The organism is Methylobacterium sp. WSM2598, assembly GCF_000379105.1.
In the GTDB taxonomy this organism is placed as follows: domain Bacteria; phylum Pseudomonadota; class Alphaproteobacteria; order Rhizobiales; family Beijerinckiaceae; genus Methylobacterium.
The window spans coordinates 3,444,289-3,459,706 of sequence record NZ_KB900609.1 but is presented as its reverse complement, the minus strand read 5'-3'; the positions used below and the strand labels follow the sequence as shown (position 1 = coordinate 3,459,706).

At 65.5% G+C, this 15,418-nt stretch carries 14 protein-coding genes and 1 pseudogene; 10 read left to right on the top strand and 5 right to left on the bottom strand.

Features of this window, described 5'->3' with window-relative positions; genetic code table 11:
* The first annotated feature begins 271 nt into the window (after positions 1-271).
* Genes MET2598_RS0116530 through MET2598_RS0116490 form a run of 9 tightly spaced genes read left to right on the top strand, consistent with a single transcriptional unit; the run spans position 272 to position 8,699 of the window.
* Positions 272-2,026 (top strand): methanol/ethanol family PQQ-dependent dehydrogenase, encoded by a 1,755-nt coding sequence (locus MET2598_RS0116530; RefSeq protein WP_269083042.1) that lies wholly within the window; start codon positions 272-274, stop codon positions 2,024-2,026.
* Positions 2,007-2,840 carry a substrate-binding domain-containing protein gene (locus tag MET2598_RS0116525; RefSeq protein WP_026190769.1) on the top strand — a complete coding sequence of 278 codons (834 nt, stop codon included), beginning with the start codon at positions 2,007-2,009 and terminating at the stop codon, positions 2,838-2,840. Before MET2598_RS0116530 ends, MET2598_RS0116525 begins: the two co-directional genes overlap by 20 nt.
* A complete protein-coding gene (locus MET2598_RS0116520) occupies positions 2,837-3,400 on the top strand; it encodes a c-type cytochrome (protein WP_026190768.1) in 564 nt (187 codons plus the stop codon). Before MET2598_RS0116525 ends, MET2598_RS0116520 begins: the two co-directional genes overlap by 4 nt.
* A complete protein-coding gene (gene coxB, locus MET2598_RS0116515) occupies positions 3,397-4,413 on the top strand; it encodes a cytochrome c oxidase subunit II (RefSeq protein ID WP_018261596.1) in 1,017 nt (338 codons plus the stop codon). Before MET2598_RS0116520 ends, coxB begins: the two co-directional genes overlap by 4 nt.
* Positions 4,410-6,326 carry a cytochrome c oxidase subunit I gene (ctaD, locus tag MET2598_RS0116510; RefSeq protein WP_018261595.1) on the top strand — a complete coding sequence of 639 codons (1,917 nt, stop codon included), beginning with the start codon at positions 4,410-4,412 and terminating at the stop codon, positions 6,324-6,326. The genes coxB and ctaD overlap by 4 nt, the downstream gene beginning before the upstream one ends.
* Positions 6,323-6,961, top strand: coding sequence for a cytochrome c oxidase subunit 3 (locus tag MET2598_RS0116505; RefSeq protein ID WP_026190767.1), 639 nt, complete (start codon positions 6,323-6,325; stop codon positions 6,959-6,961). The genes ctaD and MET2598_RS0116505 overlap by 4 nt, the downstream gene beginning before the upstream one ends.
* 7 nt (positions 6,962-6,968) lie before the next feature.
* Positions 6,969-7,358 carry a hypothetical protein gene (locus tag MET2598_RS0116500; RefSeq protein WP_018261593.1) on the top strand — a complete coding sequence of 130 codons (390 nt, stop codon included), beginning with the start codon at positions 6,969-6,971 and terminating at the stop codon, positions 7,356-7,358.
* A 56-nt stretch (positions 7,359-7,414) separates the two neighbouring features.
* Positions 7,415-8,311, top strand: coding sequence for a cytochrome c oxidase assembly protein (locus MET2598_RS0116495; protein ID WP_018261592.1), 897 nt, complete (start codon positions 7,415-7,417; stop codon positions 8,309-8,311).
* Positions 8,301-8,699, top strand: a complete 399-nt coding sequence (locus MET2598_RS0116490) for a c-type cytochrome (RefSeq protein ID WP_018261591.1) — start codon at positions 8,301-8,303, stop codon at positions 8,697-8,699. The genes MET2598_RS0116495 and MET2598_RS0116490 overlap by 11 nt, the downstream gene beginning before the upstream one ends.
* A 579-nt stretch (positions 8,700-9,278) precedes the next feature.
* On the opposite strand, the pseudogene MET2598_RS36685 reads toward MET2598_RS0116490, so the two are convergent.
* From MET2598_RS36685 to MET2598_RS36680, 5 genes and pseudogenes are all read right to left on the bottom strand, one after another.
* Positions 9,279-9,627: pseudogene (locus MET2598_RS36685) on the bottom strand (DUF2958 domain-containing protein).
* The gene (locus MET2598_RS0116480) at positions 9,627-10,958 is read right to left on the bottom strand and encodes a PGN_0703 family putative restriction endonuclease (protein WP_018261589.1); all 1,332 of its coding nucleotides are present in this window, start codon (positions 10,956-10,958) and stop codon (positions 9,627-9,629) included. The pseudogene MET2598_RS36685 and the gene MET2598_RS0116480 overlap by 1 nt, the downstream one beginning before the upstream one ends.
* A 389-nt stretch (positions 10,959-11,347) precedes the next feature.
* Positions 11,348-12,538, bottom strand: coding sequence for a hypothetical protein (locus tag MET2598_RS41160; RefSeq protein ID WP_157182175.1), 1,191 nt, complete (start codon positions 12,536-12,538; stop codon positions 11,348-11,350).
* A gap of 2 nt (positions 12,539-12,540) precedes the next feature.
* Positions 12,541-12,972 (bottom strand): hypothetical protein, encoded by a 432-nt coding sequence (locus MET2598_RS41155; RefSeq protein ID WP_157182174.1) that lies wholly within the window; start codon positions 12,970-12,972, stop codon positions 12,541-12,543.
* A gap of 154 nt (positions 12,973-13,126) precedes the next feature.
* Positions 13,127-14,113 carry an ADP-ribosylglycohydrolase family protein gene (locus MET2598_RS36680; protein WP_018261586.1) on the bottom strand — a complete coding sequence of 329 codons (987 nt, stop codon included), beginning with the start codon at positions 14,111-14,113 and terminating at the stop codon, positions 13,127-13,129.
* 213 nt (positions 14,114-14,326) lie between these two features.
* On the opposite strand from MET2598_RS36680, the gene MET2598_RS0116460 reads away from it, so the two are divergent.
* Positions 14,327-15,364 (top strand): IS110 family transposase, encoded by a 1,038-nt coding sequence (locus MET2598_RS0116460; protein WP_018260697.1) that lies wholly within the window; start codon positions 14,327-14,329, stop codon positions 15,362-15,364.
* Positions 15,365-15,418: the final 54 nt, after the last annotated feature.

Here is a 15,418-nt window from a genome sequence, read left to right as displayed (position 1 = left end):
ATCGGCGGAAGCCCACGCCATGGAGTTCGTTGGAACTTTGGGGACCGAAGACCTTCGACGATTAACACAGGATAAGTCCGCAGAACCTCTTGCGCAGAAACCGGCGTAATCGGGAACTTACCTCCAGCCTCAGCTTTTACGGTCAATCGCGGGGGACCTGCCCCGGCCAGCGAGTGAGGCCTTCGTGAAGAGGCTCGCACTAAGGACCTGCTTCCTCCTCAGCTTCACGCTTCCGATCCTGGCGCACGCGCAGGAGCCCACCCCTTCGACGATGCGGGTTCCGGCGGGCTCTCCGGCCCAGGAGCATCCCAGCCCTCCTGCGGCTGCAGCACCCGCGGACGATGGCCAATGGACAATGCCGGCCAAGAACTTCGCCAGCACGCGCTACAGCGAACTGGCGGAGATCACGCCGGAGAACGTCAAGAACCTGCGTGTCGCCTTCACTTTCTCAGTCGGCGTGAACCGCGGGCAGGAGTCCTCGCCTCTGGTGGTGGGCGGCACGATGTACGTGCTCTCGCCCTATCCCAACATCCTCTACGCGCTCGACCTCGCGAAACCCGGCGCGCCGCTCAAGTGGCAATACAATCCTAAGCCCGAGGCTGCCGCACAAGGGGTCGCCTGCTGCGATGTCGTGAATCGCGGGCCGACCTACGCAGACGGGCACGTCTTCTTCAACACGCTCGACGGCAACGTCGTCTCGGTCGACGCTGCAACCGGCCAGGAGGCCTGGAAGACCAAGGTCGGCAACATCCACGTGGGCGAGACCATGACGATGGCGCCCCTCGTCGCCCACGGCAAGGTCTTCGTCGGCAATGCGGGCGGCGAGATGGGGGTGCGTGGCTGGATCCAGGCCCTTGACCAGCAGTCTGGCAAAGTCGTCTGGAAGGCCTTCAACACCGGGCCCGACAAGGATGTGCTGATCGGATCCGACTTCAAGCCGTTCTACGAGTCCGACAAGGGACAGGACCTTGGTGTGAAGTCGTGGCCACCCAATGCCTGGGAACAGGGCGGCGGCACGGTCTGGGGCTGGCTGTCTTACGATCCGGACCTCAACCTGATCTACCACGGTACCGGCAATCCCGGACCCTGGAACGCCGACCAGCGCCCCGGCGACAACAAGTGGACCTCCGGCATCTTCGCGCGCGACGCCGACACCGGGCAGGCGCGCTGGTTCTACCAGTGGAGCCCGCACGACCTCTACGACTGGGACGGCATCAACGAGCAGATCCTGCTCGACATGACCTGGAAGGGACAGCCCCGGAAGGTGCTCGTGCGGCCGGAGCGCAACGGCTACGTCTACGTCCTCGATCGGACCAGCGGCGAAGTGCTCTCGGCCAAGCCCTTCCACCCGATCACCACCACCACCGGCGTCGACCTGAAGACCGGGCGTTTGCAGTACATCCCCGAGAAGAAGCCGCAGGTGGGCAAGGTGATGCGCGACATTTGCCCGAACGCGTCTGGGGCCAAGGACTGGAGCCCCTCCGCCTATTCGCCGAAGACCGGCCTCCTTTACCTGCCGCATACCAATCTCTGTATGGACGAGGAGCACATGCAGGCGAACTACATCGCCGGCACGCCATATCTGGGGTCGGAGACGCGGATGAAGGCGGGGCCGGGCGGGAATCGCGGCGTCTACACCGCCTGGGACGTCGCGGGCGAGCACGCCGCGTGGTCGATCAAGGAGGAATTCCCGGTCTGGAGCGGCACCCTCGTCACCGCCGGTGACGTCACCTTCTACGGCACCATGGACGGCTGGTTCAAAGCCGTGAACGCCCGCACGGGCGAGGTGGTGTGGCAGTTCAAGACCGGCTCGGGGATCATCGGCCAGCCGACGACCTACCGCGGTCCCGACGGGCACCAGCACGTCGCCATCCTGTCGGGCGTCGGCGGCTGGCCCGGCGTCATCGTCTCGGCGGACCTCGACCCACGCGATGGCACCGGGGCGTTGGGATTCCTTAACGCCATGCGCGACCTGAAGCAGGTCACGACCAAGGGGGGCATGCTCTATGATTTCGCCCTTCCGTAGGCTTGCCTGGTTGGCCTGCGGCTGGGCCGCAGCCCTTTCCTGTTCTGGTGCCGATGCCCGCGAGCTGCGCGTCTGTGCGGACCCGAACAATATGCCATTCTCGAACCTGAACGGGGAGGGTTTCGAGAATCGGATCGTGGAAATCGTCGCCCGCGATCTCGGCGCCATCGTGACTTACACGTGGTGGGCCCAACGCCGCGGCTTCCTGCGCAACACCATCCTCGCTGGCCGCTGCGACCTCGTTCCCGCGGTTCCGGTCGGGCTCGAAGCCTTGCGGCCGACTCGGCCCTACTACCGTTCTACCTACGTGTTCGTATCGCGTCCGAATGGCCCCTCGGTCGGATCCCTCGATGACTCGAACCTGACGCGCATGACCGTCGGCGTGCAGCTCGCCGGCAATGATGCAGCCAGCACGCCGCCCGCACAGGCGCTCGCCCGTCGGGGCATGACCGAGAACGTGCGCGGGTACCTCCTGACGGGTGACTACGCGAGGCCGAACCCGCCCGCCCGGATCATCGACGCGGTCGCGAGGGGCGAGATCGATCTCGCCCTCGCGTGGGGACCGATGGCTGGCTACTTCGCGGCGCGCGCGAACCCGCCGCTCCGGGTGACACCGATCGAGCCTGTCATCGATGGGCCGAAAGGTCCGATGGTCTTCGACGTTGCCATGGGAGTGCGGCGGGAGGACGAGGACCTTCGCCGAGAAATCGGCGCAGCGCTCGAACGCCACCGGGCCGAGATCGACGCGATCCTCCTCCAGTACGACGTGCCCCGTCCGGACGGCGGGCATCGAATCGAGGCGGGCGGGCCATGAAGCGGCGCATGTCCACGTTGGCGCTCGCCGTGCTCTCCCTCTCAGCCTGCCAGAGGGAGGATCGCGAAGCGCGCCCGAGCCCCATCGGATCGGAATCGCGGGAGCAGGTTGCCCTCGTCGATTTGTCGCCGGGCGAAGCGCACCCGACAACCCGCACGAGCGGCAAGGCCCAGGAGTTCGAGGGCAACGCCTACCACCTGAGCCAGGGCAAGAAGCTCTTCACCTGGTTCAACTGTAGCGGCTGCCACGCCCAGGGCGGCGGCGGCATGGGACCCGCTCTGATCGACGACCTCTGGATTTACGGCGGGTCGATCGAAAACATCGTGCAGACTATCCGTGAGGGGCGCCCGAACGGGATGCCGTCATTCCGCGGGCGCATCCCTGACGATCAGATCTGGGAACTCGCCGCCTACGTGCGCTCGATGAGCGGTAATGTGCCGTCGAGCGCGGCGCCTTCCCGCAGCGACAGCATGCATCCGCATCCGTCCGAGAACCGGACCAGCCCGAGCCCACCGGTCTCGGGCGGGATCGTTCCGCCTTCAGGGCAGATGCCGCAATGATCCCGCGGAGGAGTGCTCGGCGCATCCTGGCCCTCGGCCTCGCCGCACCGCTCGCGAGCTGTAACTTCGTGCAGTCCCCCCTGAGCCCGGTCAGCCCGCAGGCGCGGGACCTGCTGTGGCTGTTCTGGCTGTTCACCGCCGTGCTGGCGGCAATCTGGCTGGCCGTGATGCTCGCCCTCGTCGCGAGCTTCCGGGCGAGGCGGGCGGAGGGAACCGACCCGCTGGCAGCCGATCCGCAGCGCGAGCGGCGCGCGACCGCGCTCGTGACGGGGCTGACGGTCGCGACGGGTCTCGTCGTGCTGGTTCTGACCGGTCTGAGCTACGCCGGGCAGCGCCGGCTGTTCGACGATGAGGCGGCCCAGGTGACGATCCGTGTCATCGGGCACCAGTGGTGGTGGGAGGTGCAGTACGAGGACCCCGAGCCGAGCCGCGGCTTCACCACCGCCAACGAGATCCACGTGCCGGTCGGGGTGCCGGTTCAGGTGAAGCTCGAATCGACCGACGTGATCCACTCCTTCTGGGTCCCGAGCCTGATGGGCAAGCAGGACCTGATCCCGGGGCGGAACAACGCGATCCACTTCACCGTCGAGCGTCCCGGGATTTACCGTGGCCAATGCGCCGAGTTCTGCGGGATGCAGCACGCCAAGATGGGCTTGCTCGTGATTGCCGAAGACGAGGCGGCGTTCGCGCATTGGCGGGACGGTCAAGTCGCGCCGCGTCCGGAGCCCGCGAGTGATGAGACCCGGGCGGGCGAGGCGGCGTTCGTCGCCGCGCCCTGCTCCATGTGCCACCAGGTGCGCGGCACCGCCGCGGCCGGCCGCAACGGTCCGGAACTCACTCACGTGGGCTCGCGCCGCACGCTGGCCGCCGGCACCCTGCCGATGAGCCGGGGCAACCTGGCCGCCTGGATCGTGGATCCACACGGCATCAAGCCCGGGGTGAACATGCCTCTCGTGAAACTCGACCCCGACCAGTTGAACACCATCTCGGCCTACCTCGAGGGGCTCAAATGAGCGATGCGGCGTCCGCGACTAGCGACCTGCGCGACACGAACCTCGACGGATCGACACTCAGCTCGCGGCTCAGTCGTGTTTGGGGCACCCGGCGCGGTCTCCTTGGCGCCCTCAGCACGGTCGACCACAAGATCATCGGCCGCCGATACATCGCCACCGCCTTCCTGTTCCTGTTCCTCGGCGGCCTCACCGCCCTGGTCATGCGCCTGCAGCTCGCGCGGCCGGAGAGCGGGCTCGTCGGCCCCGACACCTACAACCAGCTCTTCACGATGCACGGCTCGACCATGATGTTCCTGTTCGGCGTGCCGATCGGGGAGGCCATGGCGGTCTACCTCGTGCCGCTGATGGTCGGCACCCGCAACATCGCGTTCCCGCGCCTCAACGCCTTCTCCTACTGGGTCTATGTGTCGGGCGGGCTGTTCCTCTGGATCTCGTTCCTGCTCAACATCGGCCCCGACGTCGGCTGGTTCGCCTACGTGCCGCTCTCCGGCCCGGAATACTCGCCCGGCAAGCGCGCCGACACCTGGGCGCAGATGATCACCTTCACCGAACTCTCCGGCCTCGCCGTGGCCATCGAAATCATCGTGACGGTGCTCAAGCAGCGAGCGCCCGGCATGACGCTCGACCGCATCCCACTCTTCGTCTGGGCGCTGTTCGTCAACTCCTTCATCATCGTGTTCGCGCTGCCGGCGGTGATGATCGCCTCGACCTTCCTGATTCTCGACCGGCTGGTCGGCACGCACCTGTTCAACCCCGCGGAAGGCGGCGACGCGCTGCTCTACCAGCACCTGTTCTGGTTCTTCGGGCACCCGGAAGTCTACATCATCTTCCTGCCGGGCACCGCCTTCGTGTCGGCGATCATCCCGACCTTCGCCCGGCGCGAGATCTTCGGCTATCTCGCCCTGGTCCTGTCCCTGATCGCCACCGGCTTCCTGTCATTCGGCCTGTGGGTGCACCACATGTTCGTGACCGGGCTGCCCCAGCTCGGGGCGGCCTTCTTCACCGCCTCCAGCATGATGATCGCGATCCCGAACGGGCTGCAGATCTTCTGCTGGATCGTCACGCTCTGGGACGGGCGGCCGCTCTGGCGCACCCCGCTTCTGTTCGTCTGCGGCTTCTTCTTCGTCTTCGTGGCGGGCGGGCTCTCCGGCATCATGCTCGCCTCGGTGCCGATCGACACGCAGGTCCACGACACCTACTTCGTCGTCGCGCATTTCCACTACGTGCTGATCGGCGGCAATGTCTTCCCGCTCCTCGGCGCGATCTACTACTGGTTCCCCAAGTTCACCGGACGCCTGCTGAGCGAGCGGCTCGGCGCCTGGAACTTCTGGCTCGTCTTCGTGGGCTTCAATGTCGCGTTCTTCCCCATGCACATCAGCGGCCTGTTGGGCATGCCGCGGCGCGTCTACACCTACGGGCCCGAGATGGGCTGGGGCGACCTGCAGCTCCTGTCGACGGTGGGGGCGCTCATCCTGTTCGCGGGTTTCCTGGTCTTCCTCTGGAACGTCGTAGCGAGCCTGCGCGGCGGCGACATCGCCGGCCCGAACCCCTGGGGGGCCGGCACCCTCGAATGGGCGACGGCGTCCCCGCCTCCTCCTCAGAACTTCGACCGCATCCCGCTCGTCACGCACCGCGAGCCCCTCTGGGCGGAGCGCGGCCGCCTCCCCGTTGTGACAGGCCTGAGCGTTGGCCACCGCGAACTGGTGGTCAGCAGCGTGGCCGAGGCGGAGCCCCAGTTGCGCGAGACCTCGCCCACTCCCTCGATCTGGCCGCTCGTGGCGGCGCTCGCGGTGGGAGCGACCTTCATCGCCTCGATCTTCACACCCTACGCGGTGCTCTGGGGGGCGCTGCCGATCGCGGCGGCACTCACCGGCTGGTTCTGGCCCAAGAACACGCCGGAGGACGAGGAATGAGTACACTGCGGACCGAGGCAAGACCGGTCCAGACTGACGCTCCGCGGGTGACCCGGGACATCTCGGCGCTCCCAACCTACGGCTTCGGCCCGACGAGTCCTATGTGGTGGGGCACGCTCGGGTTCTTCGTCGTCGAGGGCACCGGGTTCGCGCTTGCGCTCGGCACCTACTTCTACCTCGTGCAGCAGAACCAGCAGTGGCCCCTGGCGCCGGCGCCGCCCGACCACTGGGCCGGAACCCTCAACACCCTGCTGCTGCTCGCGAGCCTGTGGCCGAACCGGGTGGCCGACCGCAACGCCCACGCGCAGGACCTTCGGCGCGTGCGGCGCGACCTCGTGGTCATGTCGCTTGTCGCGCTCGCAGCGACCGCCCTCCGGATCTACGAATTCACGGGCCTCGGCGTGAACTGGGACCAGAACGCCTACGGCTCGATCACGTGGGTGCTGCTCGGCCTGCACCTGACACATCTGATCACGGATGCGGGCGACACTCTGGTGCTCACCGCCCTGATGTTCACGCGCCACGCGACGGGCAAGCGCTTCAGCGACGTCAGCGACAACGCCTTCTACTGGTACTTCGTCGTGCTGTCCTGGTTGCCAATCTACTTGGCCGTGTACTGGCTTCCACGCTGGTGAGGGTGCAATGCAGAGCTGGCTGACGAGAGGATTGCCCTCCGCCGGAATCTTCGCCGGCCCGGCGGCGTGGCTGGTGAGCACGCAGGCGAACTACGCGCTCGCTCCCTGGAGCTGCGCACACCGGTTCCCGGTCATCACACTCCTCGCGGCGGTGCTGGTCGCGGTCAGCCTGGCCGGCAGCTTCTCCTCTTGGTGCGCCTATCGTTGGTCGCCCGAAGCCGACGAGACCACCGTGCCAGCCCCGGACGGGTCGCGCGCGGCCTCCCTCGATTCGCCCGAAGGCGGGCGTCCTCACCGGCTGATTGCCGCGATCGGCGTATTGGTCTCACTCTTGTTCGCCGTTGTTGTTGCGCTGCACGGTGTCGCCGGCTTGGTGTTCAGCGGGTGCGAGCGGTGACCCGGTCCGCAGCCTGCGGCACGAAGGATGGGCGCGCCCACGCAGCAGGCGTCGCCGTGTTCACCGCGGCGCTCATCCTGCCGACCGGCGCCTCGGCCCACGGCGGTGATCTGGGCGAGCTGTGGCTGAGCGGTCCCGCCTGGACGAGCGACCTGAGGGTGATCGTCCCGCTCTACTGCAGCGCCATCCTGTTCCTGGTCGGCACGGCGCGCCTGTGGCGGCGGGCCGGTCACGGCCGCGGCGTGCGTCGCTGGCAGGTCGTCTGCTTCTGGAGCGGATGGACCGTCCTGGCGCTGGCCCTGTTGTCGCCGCTGCACTGGCTGGGCGAGCGCCTGTTCACCGCTCACATGGTCGAGCACGAACTCCTGATGGTCATCGCTGCCCCTCTCCTCGTACTCGCCCGTCCGGGAAGCACGATGCTGTGGGCCCTTCCTGCGCCCTGGCGGCCCTACGCTGGCGGGGTCATCCGCCTGCCGGTACTCGGTACCGGGTGGCGGCTCGTGCGGACGCCATTCGCGGCGACGCTGCTCCACGGGGTGGCGCTCTGGGCCTGGCACATGCCTGGCCTCTACGATCTCGTGCTGGTGAGCGCCCTCGCGCATTGGCTTCAGCACCTCAGCTTCCTGCTCTCCGCGCTCCTGTTCTGGTGGGCCCTGCTGCTGGGGCACGTCCGAAGCCGCGGCTATGGGGCGTCCTTCCTCTACCTTTTCCTGACGAGCCTCCACACGGGCCTGCTCGGGGTCCTGCTGACGGTCTCGCCGCGGCTCTGGTACCCGCGTCAGGTCGCGGCGGCAGCCGAGTGGGGTCTGAGTCCCCTCGAGGATCAGCAACTCGCTGGTCTGGTCATGTGGGTGCCGGCCGGGCTGGTCTACGCAGTGGCCGCCCTGACCTTGGCAGGGCTTTGGATCCGGCGCTCAGGACTGGAAGCAGCGAGGCAAGCCCATGCGGCTTAGATGGATCGCGCTCCTCGCCTCGGCGGCGGTTCTCGCCACTGGTGGCATCGTCACTCACCGGATCGAGCAGCATCGTCAGCGGGTCGAGCTTGCCAGGAACCTGACCGGGGGAAACCCCGACCGCGCGCCGGAGCTGATGATCACCTACGGCTGCGCTGGCTGCCACGAGATTCCGGGACTTGCGGGCCCTCGGGGGCGGATCGGCCCACCCTTGGGCACTGTAGCCGAGCGCGTCTACATTGGCGGGGTCGTGGCGAACACGCCCGAGAACCTCGTGCATTGGATCGTCGATCCGAAAGCCCTCGCCCCCCGGACAGCCATGCCGGTCACGGGTGTTTCAGAGGTGCAGGCTCGGGATATCGCAGCCTATCTATACACTCACCGATAGATGGATGCCTGTGGCACAGGTGGGCAGCCAGGCCTGCATCCTGTGCTCGTCATCCCTGCGTTCCGAGAGCGAGCGTCCGCATAGCACTCGAAAGCGGTCGTCCCAAACGCAATGGCTGAAGGTCTGGAAGGGGTCACTCTCACCCGTTGGAATTCAGCTTGGCGGTTGACCCGTCAGATGTCCGTGCCGGCGGCTCCCGCCACGTAGATGAAGAAACGGAGCGGGTCGGCGGAGAAACGGAACGGCACGCCGATGGAGCCATCTAAGCAGTTGACTAGACATCGTTATTTAGGAGGCCGAGGAAGGCCCGCGGACTGCGCCCCTCCAGGTGGATTAGAGGACACCGAGGCGGCGCAGCCAGGAGGGATGACCGTGCTGGCAGGTGCCATCGGGCAGGACCGAGCAGCCGTCAGTTGCCGCAGCGAGCCAGCCGATGAGGTAGCTGGCGAAGGGTGACGAAGTCGGGCTCAGGCACCGCTGGTGCGGGCCAGGGTAGGCCCGTTGTGGGGTCGTGCGTCAGATGCGGGACGAGTTCATCGTCGGCGTCGGTCTGAAGCTGATCCGGAAAGGGATGGAGCGTCATATAGTGATCCTCCCGGCGGCTTGGGCTTCAGCGGCGTAGGCGGAGAGGGGACGGTTGGCACGGAAATGAATGTCACGTCCGACGGGTAGGCGAAGGCGGCCCCGGAGAGCCGCGAGTTCAAGCAGGTCGACGTAGCCGAGTTCGGGACAGCCCAGGCCGAGGTCAGAGGCCAAAGGCCCGAGTGGGCTCAGTAGGGTCGAGTTCGGTCAGGAGCCAGGTGCCGGGGCCGTCCGGCATGAAGAGCTTCAGGACCGGAGGCGGATCGGTCTCCTCATCTCGGGCGGTACGACGGCCGTTGGCGAGGAGTTGCTGACGAAGGCCAGCGGTGAGGAGTGGCCGGACCATCAGCGCACCTCCTGGGTCGGATGGCGAGGCGCCGATGAACGGGCTTTTGTTCGAGGCGAGGAAACAGGAGCCTTGCCCTTGGACCTCCGCACCGGGCGCACTTCTGCCACGCCTGATGAAGGTGCTGTCGCGGGTGCAGCAGGTCGTCGTTGCTGCCGAGCCGCGGGTCCGACCTTGTCCGATGAAGTGATGACAGTAGGCGGCACCGCCTCACCGGCCGGCGTTGCTGATGAACGGGGTGGCAGCAGAGCCAGCGGTGCCCCGGCAGGCGGCGGATCCCGATCGGGTGTGGGGGGCTCAGCCAAGACGAGGTCCAGGACAGGCCGGAGATTGAGGTAGCGGTGCCAGAGATAGCCTGCTTCCGCGCCGCCGCCCGCCTGCGCCAGGGCGGAGACGAAGGCCTCGAGCGTGAGGGCGGAGAAGCCGGTGATGGCCGGCGATGTACCGGCGCGATCGATGAGCTGGGTCGCGTAAATGCTGGTGGCGGCCGACACGCGCCGGTTCAGCCGGGGAGCGAGGGCGAGGAGGTGCGCCCTCGGCGTGACGCCGTGACGAACGGCGAGTTGCGCGAGGAGGTGCAGGCGCCAGAACTGCTCCAGCAGCGTGGAGCGGAGCGCCGGACTGTCGGGGTTATGATGAAGGGCAGCCTCGCGGCTGGCCTCGTCGTAGCGGGGGCGGTGCGTAGCGGCCGCCCCGGTGCAGCCTTCGCCGTATTTGACCTCGATGAAGATGGTGGCCCTCTCCCCTTCCGGCGTGATCACCGCGACCGCGGCGTCGAAGGCGGTGCCGTCGTCGAGGTAGCGGGGGTCGTGTCGGCCTGGTGAGGTTTCGAAGCGGATCGCGGTGACGCGATCGACGAAGTCCGGCAGGAGCTGCCGAAAGACGGCGGTCGCGAGGTCGAGGTTGAGGGCCAGCGGGGCGAACAGATTGTACGTGAGCGCCTCGGAGCTGAGCAGGTTCCGATGAAGCCGGTCGTAGTGGACGAGGGCGCCTTCTTCCCTGAGAACGAGAGTGCGGCGGACGAAGGCGTGCACGACAGGGCTAATGAAGTTCAGGCCGCGGGCGGCATCGGTCGGCTGGAGGGCGGAGCCGAGGACGATGGGAGGGAGGTTGCGGTTGCCGCCGGGGCGATGAAGGCCGGCAGGGAGGCCCAGCTCAGCTTCTCGCCAGACTGACTGGCGCAGGCGGGCGGCGGCGCGGAAGCGGGTGTCGCCGACGATGAAGCAGGTGTGCTGACGAAGGAGCGGCTCCGGAACGAGGGGGGCGCGGATGAGCGAGCTTGTGCTGGCGGGCGATGGGCTGGCAACGTTAGGAGAAGTGCTGTGGTCCATGAGACTGGCCTCGGGCTGCAGGTAGGTACAGCCGGAGGTTCAGCGCGGCAGGAGCGAACTTGCGGGCGCCGAGACGAAGGTCGACGCCGGCGGCGCACAGGTATTCAGGCGGTAGGAGGACGCTGGGAGTGGAGGTTGGGAAGTACGTCGGCAACTGGAGCGTGGCGGCGTATGGACGGAGTGGCTGTGGAGGAGAGTGCTTCCCTATGGCTCGCTCGGCTACCGAGACAGGGGCTCCGTGGTCACCTTCCGCCCGATCATCTCACCCACCGGGGCTACAGGGGTTGTGGATGTATGTAGCTCGCCAACCAGCGGGCGCGTAGGCCGTTATAGACCTACACCCCCAGCGTTTTGTCTGGCTGCGTGCGAAGTTCGCGCTCGGGGTTAGGCTACGAATTGTCCTCCGTGTGCGAGGAGTCCGAGATAACAGGCTCAAACTCTGTGATCATTTGATCGCGTTTAGGGCGCTTTCGCAGGTGTCCGCGCACCTTGACTAAGGCACCATTCAGTATGCGGCCGTCGGCGTTTAGGCGGCCAAACATATCTGCAGGAATATGGCAGGCCACCTGTTTGCCCCTTGTGGAGCGGTACACGAAATACTTGCTTGGGACGTTGACGATTTCGATGCGGCCCGTTTCGGTGACTACCTGACGCTCAACGCGCTTGAATGCCCGGTGAATCGTAGTTCCAGCCTTTTCGTCTACGACCAGTGCACGGGTGATAGATGTTGATCTTCCGGAAAACTCGACTTGCTTGATCCGGTTCTCGTCCGACGGAATGATATGCTGGATGTTGTCGAGAAGGGAAAATCTCTCTTCCGCTAAACTGTCCGCGACTTGGCCAGTCGAAGCCTGGACAACCAGTTCTTCCACTTCATCGAAAAAACTCTCGCGCTGACGAGCAAAAGACGAGCGAGCCGCTTCGACAGATACTGGCGCGTCAGATGTTCTTTGTTTGAGGCGATTGGCATTGATAATTGGCTCGTCTAAAGTCAGAACCAAACTGCCTGGAACGGTTTTTGCGGGAAAATCGAAGGTTACGCTCTTTGCTCCCGATAAAAAGACCGGGCTGAGGAAGCGTCTAGCAGCATCATACGACTCGTTTATGAGCTTTTTGAGTAGAGAGAATGGAACACTGCTGGACTTTAGATCTGGTCCTACAAACGCCATTGAGAAAAATGCGTTAACTTGCTCAACGCTATTTGGACTTTGCCCGAGATAAGAGTATAGCGACACCCCTCGCCTGGGGAGCAGCCTCTCCGGCATGTTGTCGTTCGAGCACTGCCAGTAACGAACTACTGAGAGATCGCTCAGCGTCTCTATTATCCACGCGTGTTGCCGATTTAACGCTCCTCGGACAGATATCCTGCCAGATTTAAGTGCGCTGATGATGTCTACTGACGTTTCGACGGCTATATAGAAATGCGATCCTCGCCGTTGTCCAACTTTATGGAAAAGTGCGTTAAAGAAGCCAAATTTTGCTGTAAACGTTAGAGGGCCGTCGAATTCATAGAGAATTTCCTCCGGATCCAGAGGGAAGGTTGTCCAAGCAGGAAGCGCCGGTTCCTCGACAGACCACATGGTTAAGTCTCCGGCCCCAGCGGGTCGTCATCCTCTCCCGGTTCCGGTTCCAGAACCATGACGAATTTACCCGAGATATCGAGCTGATGCACCTTCCAGAAGGTGGAATGCTGTGGCTGCTTCTTGGAGGGCGTCGTCAGAATCTCGCCGTCGGCTGGGGCGAGATTCCCCATGACGATATAGCTTTCGCGGAAGTGTGCGTACGTTGCACGGCCGTGCTCTGCGGCTTCGATGCTTTGCCAGACAGAGCAGCCCCAGTTCTTGCACCTGTTAGACTTGGCACCACTCTTATTAGTCTCGATGTCTGATTCGAAGTCTGCTGCAGTGGCGGGAAAATTGCTGACTGCCTTGTAGATGGTGCCTGCAGGTTCTGCTCCATCCAGCGGGCACCCGTCAGGCATGTCGGGATGGTAGGCGTAGGGGGATGAACTCATTCTTCGTCGCCTGTGAGGCCATTGGCGCGGCCATACAGGAGCGCACGTCCGGCAGCAACCTAGCCGCTCTGGAGCTTTTGTTCGTGACCGAGTGAGTTCACAGCGAACGGCTCTTTGACCGACTTACGATGCATCCTGAAGGCCTCCGACTGGTTCAGGACACTGCGCTTGAAGCCGAACTCACCAGGCAGAATGGCCGCAGCTGGTCAGCTATCCGAGTGATTCGGTCCCTCCAGGCCAGGGGCTGAAGCCAGCGCTCCGGAATGGCGGCGGCGCCGTATAGAGCGCCAGCGAGTTGACCAGCGACTGCGCCGACCGTGTCGGCGTCCTCGCCGAGGTTTACGGCAAGGATCAGCGCGTCCTCGAAGCTGGTGGTGGTGCCCACGGCCCAGAGCGCGGCTTCGAGTGTGTCGATGACGTAACCGGATGAACGGAGCTGGTCGCGTGACTTCTGGCGCCAAGACCCGGCGGCGATGGCGGCGACGGCCGAGTCGCTGGACCAGGTGCGGGAGCGGAGTACGTCGGGCTGGCCGAGGATGGCTTCGCGCAGGAGCTGGACGAAGTAGGCACAAGCCTCGACGGCCTGCGGGGCGGCATGTGTGACCCGACTCTGATCACGGGCGAGCTGATCGGCGCGCTCGGGGTCATTAAGGGAGAAGAGCGCGACGGGTGCTAGGCGCATGAGGCTGCCGTTGCCGGCGGAGCGCGGGTGAGTGGAGCCGGCGTAGGGCTGGCCGGTGCGGACGAAGCGGGCGAGTGCCTCACTGGTGGTGATGCCTATGTCGAAGCAGGTGTCGGTGCAGCTGTAGGCGCCGTTTTGCCACCAGCGGACGAAGCGAGTGGCGAGATCGTGCGGGTCGAGGCCCGAGCAGTCGATGAGGCTGTCGGCGAGGGCAAGCGCCATGGCGGTGTCGTCGGTCCACTGCCCCGGTTCGAGGTCGAAGGGGCCGCCGCCGAGCATCTCGGTGTGCAGGGGCTGGGTGTCGCGCTCGACGAACTCCAGCGTACTGCCGAGGGCGTCACCGACTGCGAGGCCGAGGAGTGTGCCTTGGGCACGGCCGAGGACTGCGGGGGATGTGTCAGCGGCTTGGGTCACAGGCTGCGTCCTTTCGAGCGGGGGCAGCGAGAGCTTCACGGCCATGGCTGGGAAGTTGCGCGCTAGCCGCCGTTGATGAAACGGAACAGAGTGCCTTAGAAACGGAGCGGCCTGTGAGTAAGTTGCTGAGCTAGATGATGTAACGGGCGCGCCGAACACCGGAGCGCTTGAGGTTGGGTGGTCGTCCCTCAGAATGATGGTGTCCGAAGTCAACGGCGTCAGGTTTGGGCCTGCGCCAAGCATCATCGAGGAACGACCATGAAGCAGTATGCCGGGATCGACGTGTCTCTGGAAGCCTCATACGTCTGTGTCGTCGATGCTGAGGGGAAGATCGTCCGCGAAGCGAAGGTGCTGAGTGAGCCTGACGCCCTGATCAGCTGGTTCGCCGAGCATCCCGTGGCCATGGAGCGGATCGGATTGGAAGCCGGGCCGCTGTCGCAGTGGCTCTACGCGTCCATGAGCAGGGCCGGCTTGGCGGTGGAGTTGCTGGAGACCCGCCACGTGCGCGCAGCCTTCAAGACCATGCCGGTGAAGACCGACAAGAAGGACGCCCGCGGCATCGCTCAGCTGATGCGGCTGGGTTGGTTCCGCCCGGTGCACTGCAAGTCGGTCCCGGCGCAGGAGGTCCGTGCGATGCTGACGGCGCGCAAGCTGGTGCAGGGCAAGCTGCACGATATGGAGATGAGCCTGCGCGGGATCCTGCGGGGTTTCGGGCTGAAGGTCGGCGCCACGACGCCGAAGACCTATCCGGCCCGGATACGGACACTGGTCGACGGCCATCCCGCTCTGGAGATGATCGCGACCGCGCTGCTGAAGGCGCGAGAGGTGCTCGCTGAGGAGCTCCGCGGTTTTGAGCGTCGGGTGCGGGCTATGGCGCGCCAGGACGAGAGGGCGCATCGCTTGATGACAACACCCGGCGTGGGCGTCGTGGTGGCGCTGACCTTCGTGGCGGCGGTGGACGATCCGCAGCGGTTTCGCTCATCACGAGCGGTTGGACCCCACTTTGGCCTGACGCCCAAGAAGTATCAGTCCGGCGAGACGGACTACACGGGGCGGATCTCCAAGGTCGGCGACGCTGGAGTGCGCACCGCCCTCTATGAGGCGGCCAATGTCATCCTGATGCGGCCGGTGAAGGGATCCGACCTGAAGACCTGGGCCTTGAGCGTCGCCAAGCGTGCAGGTCTGCGCAAGGCCAAGGTCGCCCTCGCACGCAAGCTCGCGGTCGTGCTGCACCGGATGCTGCGCGACCAGACCTCTTTCGTCACTCACAAAGCTGCGCCTCTGGCCGCCGCTTAGACCAGGAGAGACGACACACTCTTCGGGTGGGCTCATCACCATCAGCCCCCCCGA